Genomic DNA, 15,888 nt, shown 5'->3' with positions numbered 1-15,888 from the left:
GAATTTTCGTTGGTTTTACTCAAGGGTCGCGGCTCTCGAACGGCGGGAAGTAGTGGCATGCCATCCTTGGGCAATACGCGGACCGGGGCCTTCAGGAATACAAGGCTCAGGTGCGGTCAAAAAAACGCGGCCAGTATCGATGCGAACCCAATCCTCCACCGTAAAGAATGCGTAAAAAATCGACCTGACCTGAGCCGTCGCGCAGTTTTTTAGAGTCGGCCGATTGTTATGGCTGATGGCATAATCGCCAGCAGTTCATAACAGGGGCGCATCAATGTCCGTTGAAAGCTACGACCTGCTCGCGATCTTTTCGGCGGTGGCGCAAGAGCGCAGCTTCACCCGTGCGGCGGCGAAACTGGGCATGTCGCAACCGGCCTTGAGCCGGGCGATGCGTCAACTGGAGGAACGTCTGGGTGTGCGCTTGCTCGCGCGCACCACGCGCAGTGTTTCTCCGACCCAGGCCGGCGAGCATCTGTTGCGCGTGATCGCGCCGCGGTTCGAGGAGATCGATCACGAACTGGCCTTGCTCAGCGAGTTTCGCGACAAACCGGCCGGCAAACTGCGCATCACCGCTGGCGAGCATTCGGCGATCACCATTCTGCAACCCGCCCTCGCCCGGTTGATGCCCGACAACCCCGACCTGAATATCGAGATCATCGTCGACTATGGCCTGACCGACATCGTCGCCGAAGGCTTCGACGCCGGCGTGCGGCTGGGCGAACAGGTGGCCAAGGACATGATCGCCATGCGCATCGGGCCGGACATGCGCATGGCAGTGGTCGGTTCCCCGGCCTACTTCGCCCGCCACCGCAAACCGCTGATTCCACCCGACCTCATGGAACACAACTGCATCACCCTGCGCATGCCGACCCATGGCAGCCTGCTGCTCTGGGAGTTCGAGAAGAGCGGGCAAACCCTGAATGTGCGAGTCGAGGGGCAACTGGTGTTCAACAACATTGCCATGCGCCTGCAGTCCGTGCTCCAGGGGCTGGGGCTGGCGTACATGCCGGAAGACCTGGTGCAGGAGCATGTCGCACAGGGCCGGTTGATCCGGGTGCTCGCCGACTGGTGCGAGCCGTTTTCCGGCTATCACCTCTACTACCCCAGCCGGCGCCAGAGTTCACCCGCCTTCACTTTGCTGCGCGATGCGTTGCGCTATGGCGGCTGACGCAGCTCAGGGCTGGGCCAGTTGTTTTTCCAGAGCTTCGCTGGCACGCCCTGCCGCTTCCACTTCTCCGTGTCGGGTCAACACCTGCGTCAACTGACGCAATTGTGCAGCACTCAAGCCCACCCGCAGGCTGGCCGCGACATGCGAACGCAACTGCGATTCGGCCCCGGGCGTAGCCGCCAAGGCTGAAACCGTAGCCAGTTCGCGGCTTTGCCAGTCCAGGTTGTCGCGTTCGAAAATGTCGCCGAACAGGTGCGTCTGCAAAAACTGGTTGATGACCGGCGCGAAGTCGAACAACGGGCCCTGAACCGGCGCCCCGGCGATACGGGTCTGATTGGCCTTGCCCACTGCCAGCAAGGCGTCGCCTGTCGCCACAGCGTGACCGGGTTCGCGCCCCGGTTCATCGTGAAGGCCCCGTTGCTTGCGGGCCTCGACCACTTTCATCAATTCGCCCAGCGCATTGAGGCTGCGTGGGAAACCGGCGTAGGCATACAGTTGCACCAGGATTTCCTTTGCCTCGCTGACGGTCAGCCCGGCATCCAGCCCTTCGTTCAATGCGCTGTTGAGACGCGGCATGTTGCTGCTGGCCATGGCCGCGCCAATCGGCACAATTGCCTGCTGCCGCGCGGACAACACTTCGGAGACGGCGGCTTCTGCCGGTGCTGTCGGCGGCACCGGCCGATCTTCGGTGACTTTCTCCAGCCACTCCACATTCTTGCCGTTCACCGAGCCGGTCACCGCCAGATGGGTCATGGTGCTGTTGGGCGCGGCGCCATGCCAATGCTTGACGCCCGGCGGGCAGACGATCACATCGCCGGGATGAATCTCCTGCACAGGCTTGCCCCATTCCTGGGTCTGCCCGACACCGGAAATCACCACCAGGCGCTGTCCGGCGGGATGGGTGTGCCACGCTGACCGGGCGCCCGACTCGAACGTCACGTAAGCGCCGGACGCATTGATTTCGCCCGTGTCGTTGAACAACGGATCGACGCGCACACGACCGGAGAAATAATCTTCAGGCCCCACGAATGACGCCTGAGACCCCGCACGACGGATCTGTTGCGCGCTCGACGGCTCGCTGCCGCCGCCCGCGACTTCGGCAGCGCTGGCAAAAGGGGTGGCCGCGCACATGGCGAGGCCCAACAAGGTTTTGTTCATGAAGATGGCTTCCTTCGAATCAGAGAGTTCGGGCGTAGAACGCCGTCAGCTGTTGCATGGCGACGTCGACGTAGGCCGGCACCCAATAGGTTTCGATGTGGGTGGCGCCGTCGATCTTGAACAGCGTCTTGTCTTGGGTCCCGGTAGCCTTGGCGAAGGCTTGCTCCGACATGTACAGGCTGTCGGCCTTGCTGCCGGCGATCATCAGCAACGGCTTGTCGATCAGTTCGATCTGGTCCGTCGCGTCGAAACTCATCAGGTCCAGCAGGCTGCTGAGGGTGTAACGGAAAGTCGAGTTGGGATGCGTGTGGGTCTTGCCGTAATACTCGAAGCCCTGGCGGTACAGATCGAATGGCAATTTGGCGATCTGCTCGTCGGTCAGTTTGGCATCGCCGATGTATTGGATTTCCCCGCCGGCGGCTTCCTGGGCGCGGGCGGCCGAGGCTTGCTGCAAGCGCTGCTGGATGGTGTCGAGTTGCGAATCCTGATACCCGTTGCGGCGCACCAGCCCGGAATTGAACATGCTCACCGTGGCAATCGAGCGGAAGCGTTTGTCGGTCTGCGCAGCCTTCAACGAATAGCCGCCACCGCCGCAGATGCCCAGCAAGCCGAGATGGGCAGTGTCGACGCCGGGGTAGCTGGCGATGAAGTCGGCCATGCCGTGAATGTCTTCGACGCGGTTGGCCGGTTTGTCGATATTGCGCGGCTCGCCCCCGCTCGCGCCCTGATAGGCCGCGTCCGCCGTGATCGTGATGTAGCCCTGGTCGGCCAGACGCTGAGCATAAAGACCGGCAACCTGCTCTTTCACCCCGCCATTGGGGTGCGCGACGACAACGGCGGGATAGTGCCGGGCCGGATCGTAGTTCGCGGGGGTGTAGACGTTGGCGGAAATGGCCAGGCCATTGAGCGTGTAGGTCACCGGGTGAATGTTGACCTTGCCCGGTTCGTTACGGGTGATCGCGCCACCGTAGGTCAAGGTGAACGGGTTCTGCCGGTAATCCGCCGCCTCGACCTCAGCGCCCGACATTCCGATCATCGCGGCCAGCACGCCGGCCTTCATCGTGGTTCGCATCGTTTGCCCCCTCCTTTCCATCAATACGGTATGGAGATGCAAACTACCCTTCGACGATTGATTGATAAACGGCACTAATTGGATAGCACTGATATCAGAATCACATAAGTTCGACGTTCGGCTTCCTGATCATGCACTCGCGACGCTGGCCCGCCGTCGAGCGGGCCAACGCTGATCCTCTCAACTTGCCCTCTGCCCTACCCACCGATGCCGATAGGCAAGCCCGGCCTGCAAGCCGAACGCGAGCAGCACCGTCGCCGGCGCAGAAAAACTGCCGGGAACACCGCCCGTCCACATCAGCAACAACCCCAGCGCCGTAGCGGCGAACCACGCCATCAGGCCGACCGGATTGAACGCCGGGCTGCGTTCAAGTGCACCTTCGTCATTGCTGCCATAGACAATCTGCGCCAATGCCACACCGACCCAGGCGACCACAAAAATGCCCTGATACGCCAATGCCTTGAGCAAGTAGGAAAACACGTCGGCGAGCATCAAGCCGTACACGATCACCCCGACCACCAATGCCCACAGCAGGTACGAACCGCGTATGCCGAAACGACCGAAGAATGCCTGCATGTTGAGGGTCGCCAGATAGTAGTTGGCGGTGTTGATCCGGGTTTGCGTGGCCCAGACGAACAGCAGGCCCCACAGCCCCATCAACTGCAGAATTGCCATCACCACAGAGACTTCGTTCAGCGTGCCTTCATGGGGAATACTGCTGACCAGATAGATGCCTGCCGCGCCGTTGAGCAGAAAAGTCACGGCATAGAACGGCATGCCGAAGTTCCAGCGCCCATGATACTGAGCGTCCTGCGGCTTGCCGAAACGGGCGTAGTCGAAGGTGAACAGCATCAGGATCCAGACGCCCATATAGGCCACAAAGCAGTCCCACCAGCCGAAGGTCGCGGGGGTTGCCGGGCCGAAATCGAGCCATTGCGGCTGGTAACCATAACGGCTGATCGACAGCCCGACCGCCACCAGCAAACCGCCCAGGTACACCGGCAACAACACGCCGTTGAGCTTGTCCAGCCAGTGCTGCACGCTACCCAGAATCATCGGCACGCTGTACAGCACCACCAGCAGGGCAGCCAGTGGATAGACCAGCTCCGGGTACAGGTGATTGAGCGCCACGGCGATCACCGATCCTTCGAACACGGCGTAGTAAATCGCCGTCGAAAAGAAAATCAACGTGGCCAGGCATGCCCCGGCCCGGCCGAATAACACGCTTGAAAACAACGCAACCGACCAGCCGCTGCGCATGGCGAAACGACTAAGCACGCTGTTGACCAGCCCGTAACTGATCACCGACAGCACCATCCCGATCAGCGCATTGCGTGCGCCGAAAGACAAGGCCAGCGAAGCGCCGACCACGATGTAGAACATGGCGCTGCACACGGCCCACCAGGCCATGGTCAGAGACAGTCGGCCCATGCGGGCTTCGGCGGATACGGGATGATGGGCCGGATCTTGCCCGGTTTGACTCGATTGCGATAAAGCAGCCATATGCGTGTACTCCAGAACCAGTCAAAGGTTGAAGCGCGGGCAGCCTTCACCGCACCGAAGTGCGGCGTTGGCCTGGCGTGTGGCAGGGCCCGCGCGGTGCGGCGGGCAGAGTCAGGAAGGGAAAAGCTTGCTCAGGCAGCTGAGTTTTTTCTTGTAGGAACGCCGTGCGTCCTGGGCCTCGTCGAGGCTGACCGCCACAAAACGAGCCTTCTGGTTGGGCTGCATCTGGCCGATCAGATCCAGGTCGGCACTGATGACAGTGCCGATCATGGCGTAACCGCCACCCGATACGGCATCGCGATGCAGCACGATGGGTTCGAGGCCGGCAGGTACCTGAATCGAGCCGATCGGGTAGCAGCTGTCAACGATGTTCGACGGATCGGAGCCAGCACCAAAGGGTTGCTCTCGCGGCTGGAAGTCCAGCGCGCTGCCGCCCTTGAAGCGATAGCCGATGCGGTCCGCTTCCGATCCGACGGTCCACGGCTCGGCGAAAAAGCTCTTCGCTGCCGCGTCGGTCAGGCGATCGTAATAAAGCCCCGGCACCACGCGCAGCGTGATCTCACCGCCCAGTGACTGGCGCAGCGCCATGGGCAGACTGGCCCCGACACGCCCTTTGCCGCTGGCGTTGCCCACCGGCAATTCGTCTCCGGCGATCAAGCGGCGTCCGGCAAAACCGCCCAACGCCCCGAGCGCATAAGTCGACCGACTGCCCAGCACCAGCGGCACGTCGATTCCGCCTGCCACCGCCAGATAAGTCCGGGCACCGGCCTTGGGAAAATCGAAACGCAGAACCTGGCCGGCCTTCACCGCGAACGCGGTGGCGTGATGCATTTCCACACCATCGAGTCGAGGCGCCATGTGCGCGCCACACACCGCGACCAGTGCGTCTTGCTGAAACGCCAGCTCAGGGCCCAGCAACGTACATTCCAGCGCGGCGCAATCCGCCGCGTTACCGACCAGATGATTGGCCGCTCTCAGCGCATATTGATCGAGCGCGCCGGACGGCGGGATGCCGAGGTGGTAGTAACCTTCGCGGCCCAGATCCTGAACCGACGTGGCGAGACCGGGTTTGAGTACCTTGATCATGCCAGCACCTCCTGCAGCGACACGGGATAGCCGACCGGGTCGGCGAGAAACGCATCCAGTGAAAACTCCACCGGCCGGATCCGCAAATCGAAATGCCCGGCCTCCACCTCTGCAACGGCCTGGTCATACGCTGCACGATCCATTGGCTTGAACTGCACAATGTCACCCGGACGGAAAAACACCATGTGCTCCTTCAGGTACGCCAGCGATTGCTGCGGGTCGTAGATGGGGGCCGGTGTGACACCGAACATCTGATAGCCCCCGGCGCCACGCACCGAGTAGATACAACCGAAGCAACCACCGTGACCCAGCGTCAGTTTCGGCGTGTCGGTACGTGGACGCAGATACTTGGGCACCTGCAACTGACGTTCGCGTTCGACCATCTGGAACATGAAGGGCAAACCGGCGACGAACCCCACCATCGAGACAAACCATGGCGCACCGCTATGAGCCGCAATGAACGCATCGACGTCCGCCAGGCCATTGATGCGCGCGGCGTATTCCAGATCCGTAGCGCTCGGGTCCTGGTGCCGGTCGCGAAAACGCATCAGCGTTTCGTGGGTCCAGGGATCGTTGTACAGCACCGGAATCTCAATGATCCGGGTCTGCAATGTGCGCTCGGCAACGGCTTCTGCCTCGGCGCCCTGCACCGCCTCGAGCAAGGCCTGCGGCGCAATGCGATCCGGATCGAAGCGGATCTGGAAGGATGCGTTGGCCAGACACACATCGAGTACGCCATCGAGTTTCAACCGCTCCACGGCGCGGGTGACCGCCATGCCCTTGAAAAACGCCTCGAGGGACATGCTTTCACTGACTTCGGCAAACAGATGCTCATCGGCACCGAAGCTGTAGCGGATCGGACGACTCATGCTTCACCTCCGCTGCGGCGTGCGGACAGCCAGTTTTCCAGCGTCCCGGTATGAAAGTCGGCGGTTTGCAACCACGGTTGTTGCAGCAGTTCAGCGTGCAGCGACAAGGTGCTGGCCATGCCGGTCAGCACGGTTTGCGCCACCGCTGTCCGGGCACGCGCCAGGGCTGTGGAGCGATCCGGCCCATGCACAACGAGCTTGGCCAACAGCGAGTCATAGTACGGTGGCACCCGATAACCTTCATACAGGTGGGTGTCCACACGAACGCCTTCGCCTTGCGGCCAGACCAACGATTCGACCAGACCGGGGCTGGGGAAAAAATCCCGGGCCGGGTCTTCGGCATTCAAGCGCATTTGCAGGGCCGCGCCATTCAGACGAATGTCACTCTGCTTCAGGCCCAGTGGTTCGCCACCGGCAATTCGCAGCATCGCCTGCACCAGATCGATGCCGGTGACCAGTTCGGTGACCGGGTGTTCCACCTGGATTCGGGTGTTCATCTCGATAAAGAAGAACTCGCCGGTGACATCGTCATACAGGTATTCCAGCGTGCCCGCCCCCTTGTAGCCGAGGGATTCGGTCAAGCGTATGGCGCTGGCGCAGAGTGCCTCCCGCTGCTGCGCGTTCAGTACGGGCGACGGTGCTTCTTCAAAGATTTTCTGACGCCGGCGCTGTAGCGAACACTCGCGCTCGAACAGGTGCACGGCGTTTTTCCCGTCGCCCAGAACCTGTACTTCGATGTGCCGGGCCTTGGCGATAAAGCGCTCCAGATACACCGCACCATTACCGAAAGCGGCCTGTGCCTCGCGCTGCGAACGGGGAAATTCTTCACTCAATTGCGCGGCATTTTCTGCCAGGCGAATACCCCGCCCGCCGCCACCGGCCGAGGCTTTGATCAGCAACGGGTAACCGACCGACTCGGCCGCCCGAAGCGCCGACTCGACATCAAACAGCTCGCCCGGCGAACCCGGCACCACTGGAACACCTGCCGCCTGGGCAGTACGCCGCGCTTCGGCCTTGTCACCCATGCGCCGGATCGTGTCTGGGTCCGGCCCGACGAAAATCGCGCCGCTGGCAATCACGGCTTCGGCAAACCCGGCGTTCTCGGACAGAAAACCATACCCAGGGTGAACCGCATTGGCGCCCGTCGCTTGCAGGGCACCCAGCAACGCCTCGATGTTCAGGTAGCTTTTATCGGCACGGGCCGGCCCCAGCAGATGCACTTCATCGGCCAGGCGTGCGGCCTGAGAGTCGATATCGGCCTCGCTGCACGCGGCAACGGTGGGAATGCCCAGGGCCTTGGCCGCACGGATGATGCGCACGGCGATTTCGCCACGGTTGGCGACCAGCAATTTACGAATAGGTTGAGTCATGTTCACGCCCTCACTCGCTATCAAGCGTAGCGACGACCTGACCCGGCTCCACCGGATCACCGTCTTCAACCTGAAAGGCACTGAGGCGCCCCGCCGTCCCGGCGGTCAGTTCGGAAAACTGCTTCATGACTTCGATCAGGCCAATCACCGTGTCGGCGCTGACAGGATCGCCGACCTCGACGTAATTCGCCGAATCAGGCGTGGCCTTTCGGTAGAAAGTCCCGGGTAACGGGGTAATGACAGTGTGTTCGGCCATGTCTGTTCCTCTTGGAATAGTTGTAGAAAGGCAGGCAAAAAATCGATGTTTGAACACCGGCGTCTGTGTGCCGGGTGTTTCGTTTTTATTCAGCGAGGCCGGCGCACCTCGATCCCGGCGGCATCGAGCGCATTGCGGGTGGCCTCGACCAGCGCCAAAGCACCCGGCGTATCGCTGTGCAGACAGATGGAGTCGAACTCGATCGCCAGATCCTCACCCTCGACGGTGCGCACCACGCCCTCCTGGCAAGCGCGCAGCACACGGGCGGCGACAAGTTCCGGATCGTAGGCGCGAACATTGCGGGTGAAGACGATGGAGCCGCTCAGGTCGTATTCGCGGTCTGCATAGAATTCGCGAACCACCGGTTGGCCGAGCTCTTTGGCGACACGCCAGATGACCGAATCGGGCATGCAATACAGCAACAGACCGGGTTCCAGCCGTTGCAGGTTTTCTACCAGCAGACGCGCTGCTTCTTCGTCCCGGGCCAGATGCATGTACAGCGCGCCGTGAGGCTTGATGTGTTGCAGCGTCACGCCCTGCACCCGCGCCAGTTCGCGCAGTGCGCCCAGTTGATAAAGGATGTCGTCGACCAGCTCCTGAGCCGGTGCATTGATGTGTCGGCGACCGAAACCCACCAGATCGCGAAACCCCGGATGCGCACCGATGCCGACCTTCAGACGCTTGGCCAGCTCGACGGTGCGACGCATGGTGCCGGGATCCCCGGCATGGAAACCGGTGGCGATGTTGGCGGAACTGATGAACGCCATCAGTTCGTTGTCGACACCATCGCCGATGGTCCACGGGCCGAAGCCTTCGCCCATGTCCGAGTTGAAATCTACTGCCTGCATAACCCTTGCTCCTGACCCTTGTGACTTCATGCAGGCCACGTTAAATTCCCGCCAACCCCTTGGGAAGATCTATTAACAGATAGGGTATCTTCTGAAAAACAGATACCTGAAAAACAGGAACACCCATGTCGTTGACCTTGCGTCAGATTCGCTACTTCGTTGCCACCGCGGAGATCGGGCAGATCTCCCAGGCAGCAATTCATTTGAATATTTCCCAGTCGGCGGTGACCACGGCGATCAAGGAACTGGAAGGCATGCTCGGCACGTTGCTGTTCCAGCGCTCGGCACAAGGCATGAGCCTGACGGATGCCGGTCGGCACTTCCTGAACCGCGCCTACGTGATTTTGCGCAGCGTCGACGACGCGCTGAACAGCCCGCTACCCGACATCCGCGCCAGCGGCCTGATTCGCCTGGCCGCGAGCTACACGGTGATCGGCTATTTTCTGCCGCATCATCTGCAACGGCTGGAGCACTGGCACCCGGACGTCGCCATCGAGGTCCACGAGCAGGAACGGCAGGCCATCGAACAGGGATTGCTGGAAGGCAAATTCGATATGGCGGTGGTGCTTACCGCGAACCTCACGCACCCCGACATCGTTTCGGAAACCCTGTTCAACTCCGAACGCCGTCTGTGGCTGCCCAGCCACCATCCACTCTGTGAGCGCTCGGCCGTCAGCCTTGCGGATGTCGCGCTGGAACCCTACATCCTGCTGACCGTGGATGAAGCGGAACAAAGTGCCATGCGTTATTGGGAGAACGCCCGCCAGCAACCCAACGTGCGGGTACGTACCAGTTCTGTAGAGGCCGTGCGCAGCATGGTCGCCAATGGCAGCGGCGTGGCGATTCTCTCGGACCTGGTGCACCGCCCCTGGTCGCTGGAAGGCAAGCGCATCGAGACCCTGACCATCACCGACAAGGTGACCCCGATGAGCGTCGGCCTGGCCTGGCACCGCGAGCGCGAATTCAGCCCGGCGATGCAGGCCTTGCGCAATTACTTCCACGATGCGTTCCTGGCTCCGCAGCAACTTTCTGCACGGCGCTGACGCACAGGATCAGGCAAGTATTCGATAGGAATGCACTAACGGAATGCAGGTTCGGAGCGGGAAGATGACTGTCCGACAGATCCATCGAGGACGTTCCCATGCTTGTACAAGCCTACGGTGCCCACGCGGGCGACAAACCCCTTGAGCCCATCCAGATCAATCGCCGCGCCCCTGCGGCCCATGACGTCCAGATCGACATCGCCTTCTGCGGCATCTGCCATTCCGACTTGCATCAGGTGCGCTCCGAGTGGGCCGGCACACAATTCCCTTGCGTCCCGGGACACGAAATCGTCGGCCGCGTTTCGGCGGTTGGTGCCCATGTGTCCGAATACAAGGTCGGCGATCTGGTCGGCGTCGGTTGCATCGTCGACAGCTGCAAACACTGTGAAGACTGCGAAACCGGCCTGGAAAACTACTGCGACGGCATGATCGGCACCTACAACTTCCCGACCCCGGACGCCCCCGGCTGGACCCTCGGCGGCTACTCGCAAAACATCGTGGTACATGAGCGTTATGTGCTGCGCATCCGCCACCCCGAAGCGCAACTGGCCGCCGTCGCACCGCTGCTGTGCGCGGGCATCACCACTTATTCGCCGCTGCGTCAGTGGAACGCCGGGCCGGGCAAGAAAATCGGCGTGGTCGGCATCGGTGGCCTGGGCCACATGGGCATCAAACTGGCCCATGCGATGGGTGCACACGTGGTGGCGTTCACCACGTCGGAATCCAAGCGCGAAGCGGCGAAAGCACTGGGCGCCGATGAAGTGGTGGTGTCGCGCAATCCGGAAGAAATGGCCGCGCACACCAAGAGCTTCGACTTCATCCTCAACACCGTCGCCGCCCCTCACGATCTCGATGCGTTCCTGGTGCTGCTCAAGCGCGACGGCGCCCTGACACTGGTTGGCGCGCCCGCCTCGCCGCATCCATCGCCGAACGTGTTCAACCTGATCATGAAGCGCCGCACCATCGCCGGCTCGATGATCGGCGGCATTCCCGAGACCCAGGAGATGCTGGATTTCTGTGCCGAGCACGGCATCGTGTCCGACATCGAACTGATTCGCGCGGATCAGATCAACGAGTCCTATGAGCGGATGCTCAAGGGCGATGTGAAGTATCGGTTCGTGATTGATAACGCGACGTTGGCGGGCTGAGCGCCGGGCTCGATAAACGCGTCAAAGTAACAATGAAAATCCCGGGTGCTTCAATGCCCCGGGATGACCGCTGGACCACCCCCTCTCTGTTGCCGAAATCGCTTCGGGACCGTTCATTTACCCAGATTCTGATTCATCAGGTTGTCCAGTACCGGTTGTTGACTGGCCGCCTGCCAATCGCGCAAATGCTTGCACCCTTCAACGTTTATTTCCGCTGCATGACTGCGGGCATCGCAGATCATTGCCCACTTTTGCCTCAAGGTCGGATATTTAATGAAGTCCGCCCGGGTGGGTGGTTCGCAGCCGGACAACGTGGCGACCGACAAAATAGTGGCCGCGAGTTTCCAGGCGAATGGATAGCTGCTGACTGGCGTCATGACAATGAATCCCCCTGCGGGAGACCCTCCTGAAGTAATGAAAAATCGGTTGTTTTCATAGGCTGCAGAAGAATCTTAGGGATTGATTGGCCCCTCCACGAGATCCACTTCCAGATCATTTCATGGAACCATTTCCACGCACTGGTGGCGCCTTCGAGGCCTCGCCGTAGTGGCGGACAAGGCACGCCATCCGACTCAGCGCGTACCAGACGCCGTCAGCGAAACCCGGGATTGCTTTCCAAGATCACTCCATTTGAAGTAGCCTTTTGATATCAAAAGGATATCAATCATCTTCTAAGGTCTTGCGGACCCGAGTTTTTTGCGGAAAGGAATTTCATGAACAAAGCGATTTACGTAAAAGCCTTCTTTTGCCCGATCGGCGAAAACGTGGAAGTCAAAGTACCGACTGGCCGGATGAAGAAAGGGCTTTTTGGCGAAAAAGAGGAGATGGAGAAGGTCATCGAGTGGCGGCAGACCGGCTGGTCCGACTCACAGATCGATGGCCAGCGTTTGAACGAGGACATCAATGAAGCGGTAAGTCGCCTCAACGAAGAAGGCTACGAAGTTCAATCCATCCTCCCGATCCTTTCCGGTGCATACAACTACGAATTCAAATACAAAGAAGCACACAACTCAGGAAACCTGGCCGAGGGCGGCGGTTGGGGGTACGGCTATGGCTACGGTTACAGCTATACCGAAGGCGTCACGATCATCGCTAAAAAAATGAATGCCCAGGCTCAGTAAAACCATTGAGCCGCCAGGCGTTTCAGCTCATTGATCTTTCCCCCCACACCAAGTAAAAAACGCTCTCCCTTTTCCATCTTTGCAAGGAGCAGCGGATGCTCGAGCTCACCACGCAACGACTGGACCTGCGCACGATGGTCGAGTCGGACTGGCCTCTGTTTCTCAGGCTGCATTCCGAGCCGCAGACCATGCAGTTCGTCTTCGGCGATATTGCCGAGGAGCAGGTTCGCCAAGGCTTCGAACACCGACTCCCGGATTGGGGGCCGCAATCGGAGCATTGGTTGTGTCTGGTGGTGACCGACAGGGCCAGCGGGCATGAGCTGGGCGTGACCGGTTTTCGCATTCTGTCGCCGGGGCATGCCGAGGTGGGTTGCCTGCTGTTGCCGGAGCATCAGGGCAAAGGCTTCGGCACCGAGTCGCGAAAAGCGATCATCGACTACGCCGCCGACATCGGGCTGGACTCACTGGAGTCGACCGTGACCGATGGCAATATCGCGTCCTGCAAGGTGTTGGAGAAATGCGGCTTTGTGTTCGCACGTCGTGTGCCGCAGGCCTACCAGATCGGTGATCGTTGGTTCGACGATCTGATCTACCACTATCAAATCCGCTGAGCCTTGCGCTCAACGACTCGCCAAGGAGGCCTCTCGTCGTGAATCCCTATCAATGCCTGCCACCCCGCGCTTTCTGGCGTACGGCCGTCGCCGACAAGTCCGCGCCGGACATCGGTGAACTGTGGACCCCGCAATTCGAGATCGGCAACAAGGATGCCATCGTCACCGCCGGCTCCTGTTTCGCCCAGCACATCGGCCGCGCGCTGGTGGAACGCGGCATGCACTGGCTGGACGCGGAACCCGCCCCGGACGCGTTGCCCGAAGCCGACTGGAAAGCCCACAACTACGGGGTGTTTTCCTTCCGCACCGGCAATCTGTATACCCCGGCGATGTTGTGCCAGTGGCTTGAATGGGCGCTGGGCGTGAGCGCTTCGCCGGATGAAACCTGGGTGCATGACGGGCGTTTCTTCGACCCGTTCCGCCCTGCCGTGGAGCCTGACGGATTTGCCAGCGAGCAGGCGTTGTTCGAGTCGCGCGAAGCTACCCTGGACGCCATCCGTGAAGCGCTGCGCCGGGCCAAGGTGTTTGTGTTCACCCTCGGTTTGACCGAAGCCTGGCAACATCGCGAGACCGGTCTGGTCTATCCCGTGTGCCCCGGCACCGTGCGCGGCACTTTCGATCCGTTGCTCCACCGGTTCTGCAACTTCGGCTTCATGGACACTTACGGCGACATGGTCAGGGCACTGGAACTGATGCGTTCGATCAACCCGCAACTGCGCCTGCTGCTCACCGTTTCACCGGTGCCCCTGACGGCAACCGCCACCGGGCAACATGTGCTGAGCGCCACGACCTACTCCAAATCGGTCCTGCGCGCCGTCGCCGGGCAGTTGTGTGAAGACCTGCCCGACGTCGACTATTTCCCGTCCTACGAAATCATCACCGGCACGCCGTTCAAGGGCGCGTTCTACCAGCCCAACCAGCGGGAAGTCACACCAGAGGGCGTGGCGTTTGTGATGCAGCAATTCTTTGCCGGACTTGAAGCCGTCCAGTCGGTGCAGGCGCCGACCCCTTCCACCAGCGTGTCCAGCGAGGATCTTGTCTGTGAAGACGCCGTACTCGATTACTACGCCTAGGTTTCTGCTGCTGGGCGACTCCCATGCCGGCGTCATCGGCAAGGCGGCGCAGGCCCGTGAGCTGCCTTTCGGTGGCGGCCCGCTGGGAACCGGTCGGGACTTCGCCGTCGACTTCTTCCAGTTGAGCCGTCATGACGTGGTCTTTCGGGATGCGGAAATGGATCGACTGTACCGCCAGGCCCTCGACACGCTGGAAGCCCAGCAACTGGCGAAGGTCGGCGTGCCGCTGGTGAGCACGATCGGCCTGAGCCTGCACTACCTCGCCACCGCCCCGAACTGGACCTGTTACCAGAATGCGCACGGTGAGTTCGACGACGGTTTTCTCGCCGGGCCGCTGTTCGAGACGGTCATCGACACCCTGTCCCGCCCCGCCCTGGCCTTCTATGAACAGGCCCTGGCGCTGAACCTCAAAGTGTTCGCCGTGCTACCGCCACAACGGGTGCCGGAGCTGTCCGACCCGCGCGTGTTCATGGCCGCGCAGTCATTGCTGATCGAACGCCTGCAAGGGCTTGGCGTCGAGCTGATCGACGTGCGCGAGGCAGCGAACGATGGGCAGGGATTTCAGCGTGAAGCGTTCTGCGAAGTGGATGACCCGCTGCACGGCAATCTGGCGTTCGGTGAGTTGATCGTCGAGCAACTGATTCGTCGCGGCATTTAGAAAAAGAGGGAGCGCATGGCTCCCTCTGATGTTTTCAAGCCTTGGGCTGCGTCCCGAGAATCGTCACCCGCTCGCCATAACGCGAATGCGGGAAGTAATCCCAGATCGCGTGGTGCTGGGTGCAGCGGTTGTCCCAGAACACCAGCGTGTTCGGCGCCCAGCGAACGCGGCAACTGAGGGACGGTTCCCGAGCCACCAGGTCGAACAGCATGTTCAACAGCACCTGACTTTCGCCTCCGGACAACTGCACGATGTGCGACGTGAACCCGGAATTGACGAACAGCGACTTGCGCCCGGTTTCCGGGTGACGAACCACCACCGGGTGTTCGGTCTTGGGCAGATTCGCCGGCGCTTCGTAACCTTTCCACGGGATCGCACCGTCATGAATCGCCGTCAACTCGCCCAGAAACTGCTGCATCGTCGGCGAGAGCATTTCGATCGCCAGGTGCATGTTGGCGAACAGCGTATCGCCGCCCGTGCCGATGGCCGGGGTTTCCTTGACGTACAGCATCGACCCCATGGACGGCGCCAGGTCGGCCGTGCCGTCGGTGTGCCAGGTTTCGCCGGCCACGTAGCGCGATTGCGCATTGGCGCGGATCACCACCAGTTCCGGGTCATCGCCGTCGATATCCTCCACCGGCAACGCCCGCAATTCGCCGAACAGCCGACCAAACGCCTTGTGCTCCTCGACCGTCAGATGCTGATTGCGAAACACCAGCACGTGGTTCTCGAGAAAGGCCCGACGGATTTCCGCGAGCTGAGCGTCATCCAGCGGTTGCGAAAGATCGACGCCGCCGATTTCGGCACCGATGATCGGTGTGATCCGGTCGACCGTGATGCGCTGATACGGCGCACGTTTTTCTGCGGCGATGCGCTCGATTGCCTTGAGTGCCAACTGATCCAT

General features: G+C 61.1%; 17 protein-coding genes. 7 read left to right on the top strand and 10 right to left on the bottom strand.

Translation table 11 applies throughout. From position 1 onward, the window contains the following. Positions 1–274 precede the first annotated feature (274 nt). Positions 275–1,168 (top strand): LysR family transcriptional regulator, encoded by an 894-nt coding sequence (locus AC07NR_RS20865; protein ID WP_423205467.1) that lies wholly within the window; start codon positions 275–277, stop codon positions 1,166–1,168. Positions 1,169–1,174: 6 nt separating this feature from the next. On the opposite strand, the gene AC07NR_RS20860 is transcribed toward AC07NR_RS20865, so the two are convergent. The 8 genes from AC07NR_RS20860 to AC07NR_RS20825 all read right to left on the bottom strand — a co-directional run bounded on the left by AC07NR_RS20860 (position 1,175) and on the right by AC07NR_RS20825 (position 9,330). After that, positions 1,175–2,326 carry a (R)-mandelonitrile lyase gene (locus tag AC07NR_RS20860; protein WP_495079348.1) on the bottom strand — a complete coding sequence of 384 codons (1,152 nt, stop codon included), beginning with the start codon at positions 2,324–2,326 and terminating at the stop codon, positions 1,175–1,177. A 19-nt stretch (positions 2,327–2,345) separates the two neighbouring features. After that, positions 2,346–3,398, bottom strand: a complete 1,053-nt coding sequence (locus AC07NR_RS20855; protein WP_495079347.1) for an alpha/beta hydrolase — start codon at positions 3,396–3,398, stop codon at positions 2,346–2,348. Positions 3,399–3,578: 180 nt separating this feature from the next. Then, positions 3,579–4,901 carry a purine-cytosine permease family protein gene (locus tag AC07NR_RS20850; protein ID WP_495079346.1) on the bottom strand — a complete coding sequence of 441 codons (1,323 nt, stop codon included), beginning with the start codon at positions 4,899–4,901 and terminating at the stop codon, positions 3,579–3,581. A gap of 111 nt (positions 4,902–5,012) precedes the next feature. Beyond that, on the bottom strand, positions 5,013–5,987 hold the full coding sequence (locus AC07NR_RS20845) for a 5-oxoprolinase subunit C family protein (RefSeq protein ID WP_495079345.1): 975 nt from the start codon (positions 5,985–5,987) through the stop codon (positions 5,013–5,015). After that, positions 5,984–6,856, bottom strand: coding sequence for a 5-oxoprolinase subunit B family protein (locus tag AC07NR_RS20840; RefSeq protein WP_248743551.1), 873 nt, complete (start codon positions 6,854–6,856; stop codon positions 5,984–5,986). Before AC07NR_RS20840 ends, AC07NR_RS20845 begins: the two co-directional genes overlap by 4 nt. Continuing rightward, positions 6,853–8,226 (bottom strand): acetyl-CoA carboxylase biotin carboxylase subunit, encoded by a 1,374-nt coding sequence (locus AC07NR_RS20835; protein WP_495079344.1) that lies wholly within the window; start codon positions 8,224–8,226, stop codon positions 6,853–6,855. Before AC07NR_RS20835 ends, AC07NR_RS20840 begins: the two co-directional genes overlap by 4 nt. 10 nt (positions 8,227–8,236) lie before the next feature. Beyond that, positions 8,237–8,482, bottom strand: a complete 246-nt coding sequence (locus AC07NR_RS20830; protein WP_114882361.1) for an acetyl-CoA carboxylase — start codon at positions 8,480–8,482, stop codon at positions 8,237–8,239. Positions 8,483–8,571: 89 nt separating this feature from the next. After that, on the bottom strand, positions 8,572–9,330 hold the full coding sequence (locus tag AC07NR_RS20825) for a 5-oxoprolinase subunit PxpA (RefSeq protein ID WP_495079343.1): 759 nt from the start codon (positions 9,328–9,330) through the stop codon (positions 8,572–8,574). 125 nt (positions 9,331–9,455) lie between these two features. On the opposite strand from AC07NR_RS20825, the gene AC07NR_RS20820 reads away from it, so the two are divergent. Continuing rightward, on the top strand, positions 9,456–10,373 hold the full coding sequence (locus AC07NR_RS20820; protein WP_119429207.1) for a LysR family transcriptional regulator: 918 nt from the start codon (positions 9,456–9,458) through the stop codon (positions 10,371–10,373). Between the two features lie 98 nt (positions 10,374–10,471). After that, on the top strand, positions 10,472–11,521 hold the full coding sequence (locus AC07NR_RS20815) for an NAD(P)-dependent alcohol dehydrogenase (protein ID WP_085708518.1): 1,050 nt from the start codon (positions 10,472–10,474) through the stop codon (positions 11,519–11,521). A gap of 113 nt (positions 11,522–11,634) precedes the next feature. Here the strand turns inward: AC07NR_RS20815 and AC07NR_RS20810 are convergent, their stop codons facing one another. Beyond that, the gene (locus tag AC07NR_RS20810; protein WP_495079342.1) at positions 11,635–11,898 is read right to left on the bottom strand and encodes a hypothetical protein; all 264 of its coding nucleotides are present in this window, start codon (positions 11,896–11,898) and stop codon (positions 11,635–11,637) included. A gap of 336 nt (positions 11,899–12,234) precedes the next feature. Between AC07NR_RS20810 and AC07NR_RS20805 the strand changes: the two genes are divergently transcribed. The 4 genes from AC07NR_RS20805 to AC07NR_RS20790 all read left to right on the top strand — a co-directional run bounded on the left by AC07NR_RS20805 (position 12,235) and on the right by AC07NR_RS20790 (position 14,984). Continuing rightward, entirely contained in the window at positions 12,235–12,642 is a 408-nt protein-coding gene (locus AC07NR_RS20805; protein WP_248739058.1) for a hypothetical protein, read from the top strand. A gap of 95 nt (positions 12,643–12,737) precedes the next feature. Further along, complete coding sequence (locus AC07NR_RS20800; RefSeq protein WP_495079341.1) at positions 12,738–13,253, top strand: GNAT family N-acetyltransferase; 516 nt, start codon at positions 12,738–12,740, stop codon at positions 13,251–13,253. A gap of 38 nt (positions 13,254–13,291) precedes the next feature. Further along, positions 13,292–14,326, top strand: coding sequence for a GSCFA domain-containing protein (locus tag AC07NR_RS20795; RefSeq protein WP_495079340.1), 1,035 nt, complete (start codon positions 13,292–13,294; stop codon positions 14,324–14,326). Next, positions 14,295–14,984, top strand: coding sequence for a hypothetical protein (locus tag AC07NR_RS20790; RefSeq protein ID WP_495079339.1), 690 nt, complete (start codon positions 14,295–14,297; stop codon positions 14,982–14,984). Before AC07NR_RS20795 ends, AC07NR_RS20790 begins: the two co-directional genes overlap by 32 nt. Positions 14,985–15,018: 34 nt before the next feature. Here the strand turns inward: AC07NR_RS20790 and AC07NR_RS20785 are convergent, their stop codons facing one another. After that, complete coding sequence (locus tag AC07NR_RS20785) at positions 15,019–15,888, bottom strand: TauD/TfdA dioxygenase family protein (RefSeq protein WP_495079338.1); 870 nt, start codon at positions 15,886–15,888, stop codon at positions 15,019–15,021.

The sequence above is a fragment of the Pseudomonas sp. GW821-FHT09C09 genome (assembly GCF_059418105.1).
The sequence above is the reverse complement of the archived record's forward strand: the minus strand, read 5'-3'. Positions and strand labels throughout refer to the sequence as shown.